The sequence below is a fragment of the Saccharothrix saharensis genome (assembly GCF_006716745.1).
GTDB lineage: Bacteria > Actinomycetota > Actinomycetes > Mycobacteriales > Pseudonocardiaceae > Actinosynnema > Actinosynnema saharense.
Genome location: NZ_VFPP01000001.1, coordinates 7,486,105 through 7,499,480 on the forward strand (window position 1 = coordinate 7,486,105; position 13,376 = coordinate 7,499,480).

Sequence of the window (13,376 nt, forward strand, 5' to 3'; positions counted from 1 at the left end):
CCGGGGCCATCGGTCAGATGACTGCACCTGGCCGGTCGCGGTGATCGGGCGCGCGGAGGAGCTGGCGCGGCTGCGCCGCACGGTCGACCGGGACCCCGGCGTCCCGCCGAACCTGGTGCTGCACGGCGACCCCGGCGTCGGCAAGACGGTGCTGCTCGACGCGGGTGTCGCCTACGCCCGCGAGCAGGGCGTCCGGGTGCTCGGCGGCACCGGCTACGAGAGCGAGGCGCAGCTCGCGTTCGCCGGGCTGCACCAGTTGTTCGCGCCGGTCCTCGGCCACCTCGACCGGGTGGACGCGTTCCACCGCCAGGTGCTGCGCCGGGTGCTGGGCTTCGAGCCGGGGCCGGTGCCCGACCGGCTCGCCATCTCGGTGGCCTCGCTCGCGGTGCTGGTGGAGGTCGCCCGGGAAGGCCCGCTGCTGATCGCGGTCGAGGACGCGCACTGGGTGGACCACCCGACGCGCGAGGTGATGATGTTCCTGCTGCTCCGCCTCGCGCCGCACGACATCCGGGCGCTGTTCGCCCGCCGCCCGCTGGTCAGCAGTGAACGGGTCACGCCGGGCATCGCCATGCTGGAGGTCGGGCCGCTGCCGGACGAGGACGCGGGCGCGCTGCTGGACGAGCTGCACCCCGGCCTGCCCGACGCCGCCCGCAGGCGGGTGCTGCTGGAGGCGGCGGGCAACCCGCTGGCACTGGCCGAGCTGCCGCACGTGGTGGGCACGGACGCGCTGGACCTGCTGCCCGTCGGCGCGTCCCTGCGCACGCGGCTGGAGTCGACGTACGCGACGCGCGTCGTGGCCCTGCCGACACGCGTGCGCACGCTGCTGCTCCAGACCGCGCTGGACGGCGACCGGCTGGAGAACGACGCACTGCGCCCGAGCGCCCTGTCGCCGCTCGACCTGGTCGAGGTGGAGCGCCTGGGCCTGGTCACCCGCGACTCGACGCCGTCCGGGCTGCGGTTCCGCCACCCGCTGGTGCGTTCGGCGATCGCGCACACCGCCTCGCCGGACGAGGTGCGCGCGGCGCACGCCGAGCTGGCCGAGGCGTACCGGGACGCGCCGGAACGCCGGGTGTGGCACCTGGCGGCGGCAGCGGCCGGTCCGGACGAGGAGGTGGCGGCCGAGATCGAGCGGGCCGCGCTGAGCGCGAGCCTGCGCGGTGGCAGTGGCCTGGCCGTCAACGCGCTGCGGCGGGCCGCAGCCGTCAGCACCACCGCGTCCGCCGCCGCGGGTCGGCTGCACCGGGCCGCGGAGCTGGCGGAGGAGTCGGGTCAGCTCACGCTGGCCCAGGACCTCCTGGGCGAAGCGCGACGACAGCTCGACGATCCCACCCGCAGCTCCACCACCCGCGCCCGCATCGCGCTGGTGCGCGACGGTGACTTCAGCGGGGCCCGTCGCCTGCTGGACGGCGCGACCGACGACCGCGCGGTGCTCACCCGCCTGTTCATCGCCACCTACACCGGGGAGGCGTTCACCGACGACGTGGCATCGGCCGCCCCGCACACCGGGTTCCTGCACGGCGTGTTCAACGGCACGGCGGGCGAGGAGGAGCTGCGGACGGCGATCGGAGCGCTGCCCGCGGACGCCGCGCCCGCCCGTGTCGCCGAGCTGTGCCGCGCCGCCGCGTGGCTGGACGTCCTGCACGAGCACCTGGAGCACGTCCGCGGTCTGGTGCGGCGCGAGGTCGGCCAGGGCGCCGTGACGCACGCCGCGACCGGCTACTGGTTCTCCGCGCACGACCACTTCCTGGCGGGGGAGTGGGAGCAGGCGGAGCAGGAGGCGAACGAGGGCTTGGACCTGTGCGTCCGCCACGACCTGGCACTGACCGCGCAGGACCTGCGGTGCGCGCTGGGGTGGCTGGCCGCGGCCCGCGGCGACAGCGCCTCCACCCGCGAGTACAGCCGCGCCGTGGAGCAGTGGGCGGAACCGCGCGGCAGCGTCGCGCACCTGGCGGCATCCGCGCGGAACCTGGCGTTGGCGGCACTGGGCGAGGGCGACTACGAAGCCGCCCACGCCCACAGCTCGCGGGTCCCGGGCACGCCGTGGACGCTCCTGGACGCCGTGGAGGCGGCGGTGCGCGCCGGGCACCTGGAGGAGGCGCGCGACCGCGTCGCCGCAGCGGACCGGGCGGGGTTCGCCGACCGCACGCCGCGGCTGCGGCTGCACGTGTTCGCGTCCCGCGCGCTGGTCGCCGACGACGCCGCCGACACGGCGGCGGGCCTGCGCGCCGCGCTGGCCCTGCCGCGCGTGGAGCGCTGGCCGTTCGAGCAGGCCCGGATCAGGCTGATGCTCGGCGAACTGCACCGCAGGCGGCACCGCCCCGGTGACGCCCGACCCGAGCTCCGCCGGGCCGGTGACACCTTCCGCCGAGTCGGCGCGACGACCTGGTTGCGCCGGGCCGAGCAGGAGCTCCGGGCGACCGGGGTGGCCGTGGCCGCCAAGCCGTCCACTGCCAAGTCGTCCACTGCGGAGCTGACCGCGCAGCAGCTCGAGGTGGCGCACCTCGCCGCCTCCGGCCTGAGCAACAAGGAGATCGGCGAGCGCCTGTTCCTGTCGCCGCGCACGGTCAGCGCCCACCTCTACCGGATCTTCCCGAAGCTGGGCATCACGTCCCGGTCGGCGTTGCGGGACGCGCTGGCGGTGCTCGACTGAGGCACCCCCCGCGTCCGCGTTCAGTGAGGTGACCGATTTCGCCGACCGCCGAACCGAGCAGGGTCGCTCGCATGACGACGAACGACCGCGGCGCGCGGGTCAGCCCACCCGCTCCGTCCGCGCCGGTGACCGCACCCTCTGCTACCGCACCCTCGCCTACCGCACAGTGGGCGAGGGCACGCCACTGGTGCTGTGCAACCGCTTCCGGGGCACCCTCGATACCTGGGACCCGCTGTTCGTGGACGCTCTTGCCACTGAGGGCCTCCAGGTCGTCACGTTCGACCACAGCGGCCTCGGCCGGTCCACCGGGACGCCCTCCTACGATCCGGCCGCGCCGGCCGGCGACGCGGCCGACCCGATCACCGCCCTCGACCTGGGCCGGGTGGTGCTGGGCGGCTGGTCGCTGGGCGGGCTCGCCGCACAGGTGGCACCGCAGCGCCGATCTGACCTCCGCCGGCGCGCCTTCGAACGCCTGCTCGACGGCCCCGCGCCGTTCACCGAGGTGGCTCCAGCCCTCGTAGCGCACCGAAACGACGCCCCCGGGGCGCAGCAGGCCGCACAGCTCGACGGCCTGCTGCGCCGTCATCGTGTGGTTGACCGGGCCGGTGATGTCGAACCGGACCGCGCCCAGGTGCAGCACCGCGACGTCCACCCCTGCCCGCTCGGCGAACCGCCGCACCCCGCCGTGCGGCACGGTGTCCCCGGAGATCCACAGCGCCACCCGGTCCGCGCCGGGGCGGCGCAGAGCGAACCCGACGGCGTTGCCGCCGAGCCTGCGCGCCCGCGACCGTGGTGAGGACGACCCCGGCGGACGGGAGGAGCGCCGGCCCGCGTCGTCGAGGTTGTCCGCGTGGTGGTCGTGGGAGAGCGGCGCCGCGTCGAGCGCGGGGAGTTCGTCCACGGTGACGGCGGGCCCGGCGGTCTTCCACGAACGGGTCCCCCGGCCGAAGGCGTACCTCCGGCCGGGGGCGTCGAACGCCGGGTCGGTGAGCACGCGCAGCCCGTCGAGCTCGATCAGCGTCGTCGGGCCGCCGATGTGCGTGACCCGAGGTCCGTCAACGGGCATGGGCGACGGCCCAGGCCAGGACGTCGTCGGCGATCCGCTCCCAGCCCTCCTGCGCGGGCAGCAGGTGCGCGTACCCGGCGTACTCGCGGATCTCGGTCACCGCGTCGGACTTGTAGTGCTTGGCGTTGGACTTCTGCACGCTCGGAGGCATCAGGTGGTCCTCGCCGCCCGAGACGAACAGCAGCGGCGCGCGGTTGTCGTTGCGGTAGTCGACCCACACGTCCTGGTGACCGGGCTGGACGTTCGCGAGCAGGCTGCTCCAGAGGATGCCGGCCGAGCCCGGGATGTGGTAGCGCTCGTAGAGGGCGCGGGACTCCTCCTCGGTGAACGTGTTGGTGAACGCGTACTGCCACTGCTCGTGCGTGAAGCCGACCGCCTTGTGCCGGTTCGCGGGGTTGCGCAGGATCGGGAACGTCGACCTGAGCTGTGACGGCGGGGCCACCACCACGCCCTCGGTGGGCGCGGAGTTGATCGCCACGCCCACCGCGCCGAAGCCGTGGTCCAACAGGACCTGGGTGAACGCGCCGCCCGCCGAGTGGCCGATGATGATCGGCGGCGAGGACAGCTCGCCGATGACCGCCTCGAAGTGGGAGATGATCTGCGGCACGGTGACGTTCGCGATCGGCGACGGGTCGGCGTTGAGCGACTCGACCTCGACCTCGAAGCCGGGATAGTTGGGCGCGAGCACCCGGTAGCCCTGCTTCTCGTAGTGGGTCTTCCAGTGCTCCCAGCTCCGCGCGGTCACCCAGAAACCGTGGACGAGGACGATCGTGTCGGGGGTCATCGGTTCTCCTCGGTGGGGGCGCGGTCGGAGTCGTGGGAGCGGAGGAACGCCAGCAGGTCGTCGCCGAGCTGTTCTTTGTGGGTGTCGGTGATGCCGTGCGGCGCGCCGGGGTACACGGTGAGCGTCGCGCCCTTGATCCGGTCCGCGGAGGCCTTGCCGCCGACGTCGAACGGCACGACCTGGTCGTCGTCGCCGTGGATGACCAGCGCGGGCACGTCCACCGCGTCGAGGTCGGCCCGGAAGTCGGTCGCGGAGAAGGCGGCGACGCATTCGTAGGCGTTGCGGTGGCCGGACTGCATGCCCTGGAGCCAGAAAGCGTCCCGGATGCTCTGCGACACGTCCGCGCCGGGCCGGTTGTTGCCGAAGAACGGGCCGTCGGCGAGGTCCTGGTAGAGCTGGGAGCGGTCGGCCAGGGAGCCGGCGCGGATGCCGTCGAACACCTCGACGGGGACGCCGCCGGGGTTGTCGTCGGTGCGGAGCATGAACGGCGGCACCGCCGACACCAGCACGACCTGCGCGACCCGGTCCGTGCCGTGGCGGCCGACGTAGCGGACCACCTCGCCGCCGCCGGTGGAGAAGCCGACCAGGGTCGCCTCCCGCAGGTCGAGCGCGTCGAGCACGGCCGCGAGGTCGTCGGCGTAGGTGTCCATCTCGTTGCCGTGCCAGGTCTGGTCGGACCGGCCGTGCCCGCGCCGGTCGTGCGCCACGACCCGGTAGCCGCGGGAGGCGAGGAACAGCGCCTGCGCGTCCCAGCTGTCGGCGTTGAGCGGCCAGCCGTGACTGAGCACCACGGGACGCCCGGAGCCCCAGTCCTTGTAGAAGATCCGCGTGCCGTCGTCGGTCGTCACGTAGCCCATGTCAGGTCCTCTCAGCGGTTGGTGGCGGCGTCGACGATCAGGTCGACGGTGGCGGACGGCTTGGAGATCATCGCGACGTGGGAGGCGTTCACCTCGACCGCGCGAGCGTGCGCGCGGTCGAGGTGAACCGCTGCGCGGCGGCCGGGATCAGGTTGTCGTCGCGAGCGATCAGCGCCCAGGACGGGATCGTCCGCCACGCCGGTTCACCGGACACCTGGCCGAGCGTCTGCACGTCGGCGGGGCGCTGCGTGGCCGCGAGGAGCGCGGCCTTGGCGGGTGGCAGGTCACCGGCGAAGATGTCGCGGAACAACGCGGGCTTGACGTACCCCTCGTGGCCGACGCCACCGCCTGCCAGCGGGAACTCCCGCACGTCCAGCGCGGGCAGGCCGAGCTTGGTGCCGGGGAACCGCACCTGCAACCCGCCGACCGTGTCACCCGCGTCGGGTGCGAAGGCCGCCACGTACACCAGCGCCTTCACGCTCGCGTTCCCGGTGGCGGCGTTCGTGATGACAACACCGCCGTACGAGTGCCCGACCAGCACGATCGGCCCGCTGATCGTGCTCAGCACGCTGGCGAGGTAGGCGGAGTCGGAGTCCACTCCCCGCAGCGGGTTGGCCGGGGCCAGCACCGGGTAGCCCTTGCGCTGCAACCGCGGCACCACCTCGGACCAGCTGGACGCGTCCGCGAAGGCGCCGTGCACCAGCACGACGGTGGGCTTGGGCCGGTGCCCGGATCCCGCGGAGGAGCCCGAGGCCGGTGTGGCGGTGAAGACGAGCAGGACCACCGCGAGTCCGGTGACAACTCGGCGCACGCCGGCGGCGAGACCGGGACGAGACGACATGGCAACCCCTTCGGAACCGGATCTGATCACCCGCTCACCGTAGGAATCCGGGGGGCCGCCCTGCTTCGGTCGAATGACTGCACCTCGTCTCAACCACCCCGCTTACGACTGCCGTCATCCGACTGGCGAGCCGCCCCCCGCGGCGGGCGTTCCCGGCGATCGCGTCCCCCGCTGTACGAGGTGACCCGTGCGCTACGAGCTCGCTGCGGGTCGGCCGGCTACTGCAACGACCGGAAACCCTTCACGTCATCCGGATTGCCCTTGTCGCAGCCGTCACCCGCCCGCGGCCCGAGCTGCACCGCGATGTCGATCCGTTCCGACTGGTGGCGCTGTCTGCGCAGGTTGCGTTCACGTAGCTCTGGCAAGGCGGCTCTTCATCCGTTCGGGTGAAGGCTGCTGATCGTCGTAGCGAAGATCGGCTGCTCGTCGATGTGATCCACAACGTGCCCGACCTGATCACGACCCGGGCAGTCGGCTGTGACGAGAGTTGGGATCGCCCGCGGTGAGGATCGCCAAGGTTCGGATCAAGAACTTCCGCTGTCTGGAAGACGTCGAGGTCCACTTCGATGACGTGACGTCGTTGATCGGTCCGAACGGCGTGGGCAAGTCGACCGTGCTGCGGGCACTGGACTGGTTCTTCAACGGTGGAAGGGCATCCGAGCTCGTCGACGACGATCGCACCCACGGCACCGACGGCAAGGTGTCGGTGGAGGTGGAGTTCGACCGTCTCACTGAGGCCGACCGCGATGAGCTGGGCAAGTACGTCACGGTCGACTCCGACAGGTGCGTCATCTGGAAGATCCGGGACGTCGACGGCTCCGAGATGATGAGCGGCAACGCGCGGACCTTTCCCGGGTTCGACGCGATCCGCAAAGCCCCGAGCGCGACCGAGATGAAGCGGCTCTACCAGGACCTTCGCGCGACCGACCCGGATCTGGGTCTGCCCGCGTGGACGAGCAAGGCCGCCGGCGAGCAAGCGATGAAGACCTGGGAACTGGAGAACACGAACAGGCTGGAGGACTCGGCCGTGACCGTGACGAACCTGTTCGGCTTCGCCGGTCAGGCCGTGATGTCCGGTCTGTTCGACTACGTCTTCGTCAGCGCCGACATGCGGGCGAGCGAGGAGTCACGGGACGGTCGCACGGCGCTGATCGGGAGGATCCTGGAGCGGACCGTGGACCGGTCCGCAGCTGACGAGGACATCCGGGAACTGACCGCGTCGGTGGAGGCGCGGCAGGAGGAGATCTTCGACCGCAACTTCAAGCGGCAGTTGCAGGACCTGTCCGCCGCGCTGTCCACGTCGGTCAGCCAGTTCACGGTGGGCAGGACGGTGGTGGTGCAGGCGGCCAAGCAGGAGATCAAGCCACCGCGAACGCAGTTCACCTTGTCCGTCCTGGACTCCGAGATCGGCACTCCGGTGGAGAAGCAGGGGCACGGCTTCCAGCGCACCTTGTTGGTGTCCGCGCTGCACCTGCTCGCCGATCGCGGCATGGCGGGGAAGGGGGAGGGCTCCATCTGCCTGGCCATCGAGGAACCCGAGCTGTTCCAACATCCCGTGCAGGCCCGTGCGTTCGCTTCAGTGCTGCGCAAGCTCGCCGAAGACCCGGGCCAGAACATCCAGATCGTTTACGCCACCCACAGTCCTTACTTCGTTGACGCCGGCAACTTCGACCAGGTCCGACGCATCACGCGAGAAGCCCGAGCGATAGACGGACGTGCGCCCACGGTGTCGGTGCGGTCCACCTCGATCGCGGAGGTGGAGAAACGACTGTCGGGCTACCACCACAACGTCAGATCGCAACTCGACGCGGTCACCGCCACCAGGCTCTCCGAGGCGTTGTTCTCCAACGCCGCCGTGCTGGTCGAAGGCACCAGTGACAAGGCCGTGCTCGAAGGCCTGGCAGAGAAGTCCTCAGTGACCTCTCTGCTCGGCAGCGGCATCACCGTCGTCGACATGGGCGGCAAGTACGGCGTCATGCTCGGGCACGCCGTCCTGTCCGAGCTGGGCATCCCCTGCTACGCCATGTTCGACGGCGACAAGGACAACAGCGCACGGATGCGCCGTAACGGGCGTTCAGAGAAAGACGTCACTGCACAGTCTCGCAAGGACGCGGCCGACAACCGCAAGATGTTGGCCTACCTGCAGGCCGACGAGGAGGACTTCCCCGAGTCCGCCGCCCACGCGCGGTACGCGGTGCTCGAAGACACCCTCGAACCGCTGCTGGAGAAGCAGTGGGCCGGCTGGGTCGACCAACTCGACCTGGTCGTCGAAGCCGGACTGGCGACCGGCAACAAGAAGAACGCCCTGCTCTACCTCGTTGCGGCCCGCCGCATCACCTCACCGGCTCCGAAGTTCCTTCAGGACGTTCTGCACCGCGTGCACCGCCTGGTCGGATGACGCCTCACGGCTTCGACTTCACGATCAGGCGAGGTCCGGTGAGCCGGGGAACGGCGCGGATGTAGATCACCATGCCGATAACCTCGACGAGGGTCTGCGCGACGATCACGGCCACCGCGACTGAGAAGCTCTCGGGCAGGGCCAAGGCGAAGGGCAGCACGACGAGCGAGTTGCGGGCCGCGCCCGCGAAGATGACCGCCCCGCTGTCCGGCACGTCCAAGCGGAACAAGCGCGTGACCGCCAAGCCGACGAAAGCCATCACGACGAGGAACGCGCCGTAGAAGGGGAGGACCGCGGCAATTTTGGCCAGGTGTCCGGCCAAGGCGGGCACCTGCGAAGCCACCACGGTGATGAGGGTGGCCGCCATCAAAGGCACCGTGGCGCTGCTCGTCTTGAGGCTGAAGGCGTAACCCGCTGGTTTGCGGGTGGCCCAGATCTGGGTGGCCCAAGCGAGGGTCAGCGGTAGCGCGATGAGGAACAGGAACGCCTCGACGAACGGGCCGGGCTCGATCAACGCGGTGGAGTGTCCGTCGAGGAACAAGGTCAGGTAGAGGGGGAGGAGCAGCATCTGGGCGATGAGCAGGAGGGGCGTTGCGGCGAGCAGGCGCTGTCCGCTGCCTCCGGCCATGGCCGAGAAGACGATCACGTAGTCGACGCAGGGTGTGAGCAGCACGAGCAGGACGCCGAGACGGACGGCGTGGTCGTCTGGCAGGAGCCAGAACGTGCTTGCGAGGACCAAGGGTACGGCGATGAAGTTGGCCACGAGGGTGGCGGCCAGGAACTTGCCCGCGCGGAACGACCGGGTCAACTCGCGCAGCGGCACCTGGAGGAACGTGACGTAGAGCAGCGCACCCAGGACCGGAGAGATGGCGTGCTCCAAGGTGGGAACGATATCGGGTGCCGTCCATCCCATGAGCACGCCGAATGCCAGCGCGCCGAGGAAGATGGGCACCTGCCGTCGTTCCAGTAGCGCCGCGACGCCAGCCCAGTGCGCAGCGGTCATCGAACGGCCTCTTCCGCGGAAGTAGGTCCGCCCGTCTCCACGACCATATGTGCTGCTGGGGCCAGTTCACCAGTCGTGCCAAGTGGCCCATCGGGTGGCTGCCCCGTTCGGCTCACTCCATTGGTCATGGATGAACGGTAAGCCTTGGAGTCAGCTCCAAGGCAAGCTGCAACCGCACGATGGGATGACGGGCCGGTCGTCACTCGAAGCTGAACTGGCCGGGCGACTACGTGTGACTCAGGTCACCGTCAAAGCGGGTTGACTTTGGTGTGCGCTCCAACCCTTACCTTCGCCCCTGCTACCGGACTGTTCGGGGTCGCGCGGTGACGGCTGCGGGTCGGAGACACAGAGGGGAACGGATGTCCACCAAGGCGAGAAGTGATCAGAGGGAAGCCGGTCGTGGTTCCGGCTTGTCCCTGCTAACGGTGTGCCTGACGGTCGTGCTGTTCCCGTTGGCCATCACCGGGTCGTCGGTGGCGCTTCCCGCGATCAACGGCGAGTTCCACAACTCACTGGCGGCCGGGCAATGGGTGGTCAACGGCTACAACCTGACCTACGCGGCGTTCATGCTGGCGACCGGCTCGCTGGCCGACCTGCTGGGTCGTCGCAGGGTGTTCCGCGTCGGTGTGTCGCTGTTCGTGCTCGGTTCGCTGGTCTCCACGATCGCTCCGGGGATCCTGCTGCTCGACCTGGCGCGCGTGGTGGCCGGTATCGGTGCCGCTGCCGCCACGACGAGCGGTAGCGCCATCCTGGCCGACACGTTCGAGGAGGGGCCTGCGCGAGCCAAGGCGTTCGCCATGTTCGGCACGGCGGTCGGCGTCGGTCTGGTCTTCGGGCCCAGCGTGTCCGGTGTGCTGATCAGTTCGTTCGGCTGGCGCTCGGTGTTCCTGCTGCCGACGGTCGTGGGCGTCGTCGTGCTGCTGCTGACCCGGGTGCTGCGCGAGTCGCGCAACCCGCAGGCGAACCGGGTCGACTGGGCGGGAACGACCACGTTCACCCTCGCGCTCCTGCTGCTGATCTTCAGCCTCATCCAGGGGCCGCAGTGGGGTTGGGGTGACCCCGTCATCATCGCCACCCTCGTTGGCACGGTGGCCGCACTGATCGCGTTCGTGGTCGTGGAGCGCCGCCAGGAGCAGCCCATGTTCGACCTGGCCCTGCTCAAGCAGCCGAAGTTCCTGGGCGTATCGCTGGCGACGATCCCGGTCGTGTTCGGCTTTGCGCCGCTGGTGATCTACCTGCCGTCCTACCTGGCCTCCGTGGACGGCTTGGCGGCGGCGCAGATCGGCGCGGTGATGCTGATGCTGACCGTGTTGGCGCTCGTGTTCCCCGGCGTTGCGGGCATGGCGGTGAAGTGGGTTCCGGCTTGGGTGCAGATCACGCTGACGGCGGCGCTGGCCGCGATCGGCCTGGCGTGGCTGACCGTGATCGAGCCGGGCATCGGCTACCTGAACCTGTTGGGGCCGTTGGCTCTGATCGGTATCGCGGTGGGCATCTCGTTCGGCCTGTTGGACGGGGCCGCGGTCAGCAGCGTCGACGCCACCCGTGCCGGCATGGCGGCGGGCATGTTCAACACCGTGCGCCTGACCGGCGAAACGATCTCCATCGCGGTGGCCGGTGCTCTGCTCGTCAGCTTCACCCAGAACGCGGTCAGCGAGCGCGCGGCTCAGTTCGGTCCGTACTCCGACGACCCCAACGGCCTGGCGAACGCCCTCAACCAGGGTGACCTCGCCCGTGCGGCCGAGACGATCCCCGAGGACCAGCGCGAGGCGTTCATGAGAGCTGCGGGCGAGGCCTTCGCGTCCGGTCTGCACGGCTTGCTCTGGACGATGGCGGCTCTGTGCGCGGTCGTGTTCGTCGTGATCGCGTTGCTGCTGCGCGAGCGCCGCTCCACCACCTCGAAGGCGGACGCGGACGTGTCGCGCTGACCAGTCGCGGCGAAAGGCTCTCGGCGGTGGCCCGGGCTGCTCAAGATGGGACGAAGACGTGAATCGACCTGCTGTGAGGACTTCGGGCCACCCCGATGACGTGCGGACGGGGCACGTGGCATCCGGGGACATGACGGTCGCCGGTCTGGCCCGGCGTGCCGGTGTGACCGGCGACCGCATCCGCTACTACGAACGAGTCGGTCTGCTGCCCGAACCTCCGCGCAGCGGATCGGGCTACCGGCGTTATGGGGAGGAAGCCGTCGACCGGCTCCGCTTCATCCAGGGCGCGCAACGACTCGGTCTGCGCCTGCGGGAGATCTCCGAGTTGCTCCAGATCCGCGACACCGGCCAGTGCCCGTGCGGTGACGCGGCGGTCCTGCTGCGCGACCGGATGGAAGAACTCGACCAGGAGATGGAGCGGTTGCAAGCGCTTCGGGCCGAGTTGTCGGCCATGGTCGAGCAGCTGCCCAGCGCCGAGTGCCCCAACCCGGAACCCGGCGTCTGGCGACCGGTCGTCATCACCGGTGGCTGACTGCGGCGGCAGCCTACCTGCGAAGACCTGCCTCGACGGACGAGGGTGCCGACTCGCTGGCGGCGCGCCGCTCGGCACCGGCGGAGGAGGTCGGGGCCTGCGGCTTGCTCGCCTGGCCAGCGTCCGCGCCAGGGTTCGCCATGACCATCAGCGGGCAACCGGCCACCTGGGGACACTTGACCAACTGCGGACAGCCACAAGCGAGCGTCGAGTTCAGCGTGTTCAGCCAGGCTTGGCGCTCCTCGATCTCGCGCTGGATGCACGCGCGGCGCTGTGCGGCGATCTCCTGCCACGAGCCACCGGATTCCTCGGCTTCGTCCAGCAGCGAGGCGATCTCGGTGAGGCTGAAGCCGATGTTCTGGCACGTGCGAATCATGGACAGGCGGTCGAGCACGCCCTGCGGGTAGTGTCGTTTGCCGCGTATCTTGGGGCCTTCTTCGATCAGGCCGACCCGCTCGTAGTAGCGCAGCGCCGAGGACGCCACACCCGACAACCTCGCCACTTGGTCGATCGGCAGCAGGTCTCCTGTCATGATCGTCCCCCAGGTCGGTCGGCCCGGCAGTCCCGCCGTGCGGCTCGGCAGCGTCGATCTGTCGGTACAGGATGCATCTTGAACGGTACGGGGGCGGATCGGAAGTAGGCCGTTCCGCCGTAGGGGTGGGTCGACGTACGACGCGCGCGACATTCCCCATCATTGATGTGACGTGGGCCACTTACCTCCCGGTTGGGGCGGGCTCCGTGAGCTGATGCGCGGGTTCGCAACAGCTACAACACCGTGTTGTGCCGTGTCGATCATGTCGACGGTTCGCCGACTCGAAGGTGCGGATTCCCGAAGTTCGAAGTCGGGGGCGGGTTGGAGTGGTCACCGACTACATGTCGACGGTGCCGGCCGGAGTGCCGAAGACGTCCAGGAACAGCTCTGCCGCGTCCTCAGGCGCATACGCCTCGAGGACCAGCTCTCCCTCGGTGAGGCGGAGGGTGAAGTCGAAGAACGCGCAACAACGCTGTTCGGCCGCGGCGAGTTCTGCCGCGGCACCTGCCCGCGCGGTGGAAAGCCTCCACCGCAGGCCGTTGGTGATGCCCTCGGGCCGTGCGCCGTCGAGCAGGGCGCGCCACTCGTCGACCCGCTTCGCCTTCTCGTCGCCCGTCAACGTGCAGGCGATCGGCACGCCCGACACCGGCCGGAGGTCGAGCAAGCGGGCGGAGGGCAGGGGTGCCGGGGGCCGGAGGTCGTGGACCTGACGTCCGTGCGGCTCGGACGGCTGCGGTGCCGGCCGGCCCACTTCATCGGTCATGGATCCACGGTAACCCTGGAGAAGA

At 70.3% G+C, this 13,376-nt stretch carries 12 protein-coding genes; 5 read left to right on the forward strand and 7 right to left on the reverse strand.

Annotated elements, in window-relative coordinates; genetic code table 11:
• Nucleotides 1-40 precede the first annotated feature (40 nt).
• On the forward strand, nucleotides 41-2,650 hold the full coding sequence (locus FHX81_RS34250; protein ID WP_170232268.1) for an ATP-binding protein: 2,610 nt from the start codon (nucleotides 41-43) through the stop codon (nucleotides 2,648-2,650).
• A 166-nt stretch (nucleotides 2,651-2,816) separates the two neighbouring features.
• A complete protein-coding gene (locus tag FHX81_RS40925) occupies nucleotides 2,817-3,446 on the forward strand; it encodes an alpha/beta fold hydrolase (protein ID WP_170232269.1) in 630 nt (209 codons plus the stop codon).
• A 259-nt stretch (nucleotides 3,447-3,705) separates the two neighbouring features.
• Here FHX81_RS40925 and FHX81_RS34260 read toward each other — a convergent pair whose 3' ends face one another.
• From FHX81_RS34260 to FHX81_RS40930, 4 genes are all read right to left on the reverse strand, one after another.
• Nucleotides 3,706-4,500, reverse strand: coding sequence for an alpha/beta hydrolase (locus FHX81_RS34260; RefSeq protein WP_141982655.1), 795 nt, complete (start codon nucleotides 4,498-4,500; stop codon nucleotides 3,706-3,708).
• Nucleotides 4,497-5,357 carry an alpha/beta fold hydrolase gene (locus FHX81_RS34265; protein WP_141982656.1) on the reverse strand — a complete coding sequence of 287 codons (861 nt, stop codon included), beginning with the start codon at nucleotides 5,355-5,357 and terminating at the stop codon, nucleotides 4,497-4,499. Before FHX81_RS34265 ends, FHX81_RS34260 begins: the two co-directional genes overlap by 4 nt.
• An 88-nt stretch (nucleotides 5,358-5,445) precedes the next feature.
• Nucleotides 5,446-6,198: an alpha/beta hydrolase gene (locus FHX81_RS34270; RefSeq protein WP_342787241.1), complete on the reverse strand. Its 753-nt coding sequence runs from the start codon at nucleotides 6,196-6,198 to the stop codon at nucleotides 5,446-5,448.
• A 218-nt stretch (nucleotides 6,199-6,416) separates the two neighbouring features.
• Entirely contained in the window at nucleotides 6,417-6,563 is a 147-nt protein-coding gene (locus FHX81_RS40930; RefSeq protein WP_170232270.1) for a hypothetical protein, read from the reverse strand.
• 137 nt (nucleotides 6,564-6,700) lie between these two features.
• Between FHX81_RS40930 and FHX81_RS34275 the strand changes: the two genes are divergently transcribed.
• The gene (locus tag FHX81_RS34275) at nucleotides 6,701-8,596 is read left to right on the forward strand and encodes an ATP-dependent nuclease (RefSeq protein WP_170232271.1); all 1,896 of its coding nucleotides are present in this window, start codon (nucleotides 6,701-6,703) and stop codon (nucleotides 8,594-8,596) included.
• Nucleotides 8,597-8,600: 4 nt separating this feature from the next.
• On the opposite strand, the gene FHX81_RS34280 is transcribed toward FHX81_RS34275, so the two are convergent.
• Nucleotides 8,601-9,599 (reverse strand): arsenic resistance protein, encoded by a 999-nt coding sequence (locus FHX81_RS34280; RefSeq protein ID WP_141982658.1) that lies wholly within the window; start codon nucleotides 9,597-9,599, stop codon nucleotides 8,601-8,603.
• Nucleotides 9,600-10,009: 410 nt separating this feature from the next.
• Here FHX81_RS34280 and FHX81_RS34285 point away from each other — a divergent pair, with 410 nt between their 5' ends.
• Nucleotides 10,010-11,524, forward strand: a complete 1,515-nt coding sequence (locus tag FHX81_RS34285; protein ID WP_170232272.1) for an MFS transporter — start codon at nucleotides 10,010-10,012, stop codon at nucleotides 11,522-11,524.
• A gap of 130 nt (nucleotides 11,525-11,654) precedes the next feature.
• A complete protein-coding gene (locus FHX81_RS34290; RefSeq protein WP_141982660.1) occupies nucleotides 11,655-12,056 on the forward strand; it encodes a heavy metal-responsive transcriptional regulator in 402 nt (133 codons plus the stop codon).
• A gap of 13 nt (nucleotides 12,057-12,069) precedes the next feature.
• Here the strand turns inward: FHX81_RS34290 and FHX81_RS34295 are convergent, their stop codons facing one another.
• Nucleotides 12,070-12,588: a MerR family transcriptional regulator gene (locus FHX81_RS34295; protein ID WP_170232273.1), complete on the reverse strand. Its 519-nt coding sequence runs from the start codon at nucleotides 12,586-12,588 to the stop codon at nucleotides 12,070-12,072.
• A gap of 337 nt (nucleotides 12,589-12,925) precedes the next feature.
• Entirely contained in the window at nucleotides 12,926-13,351 is a 426-nt protein-coding gene (locus FHX81_RS34300) for a hypothetical protein (RefSeq protein WP_141982662.1), read from the reverse strand.
• Nucleotides 13,352-13,376: the final 25 nt, after the last annotated feature.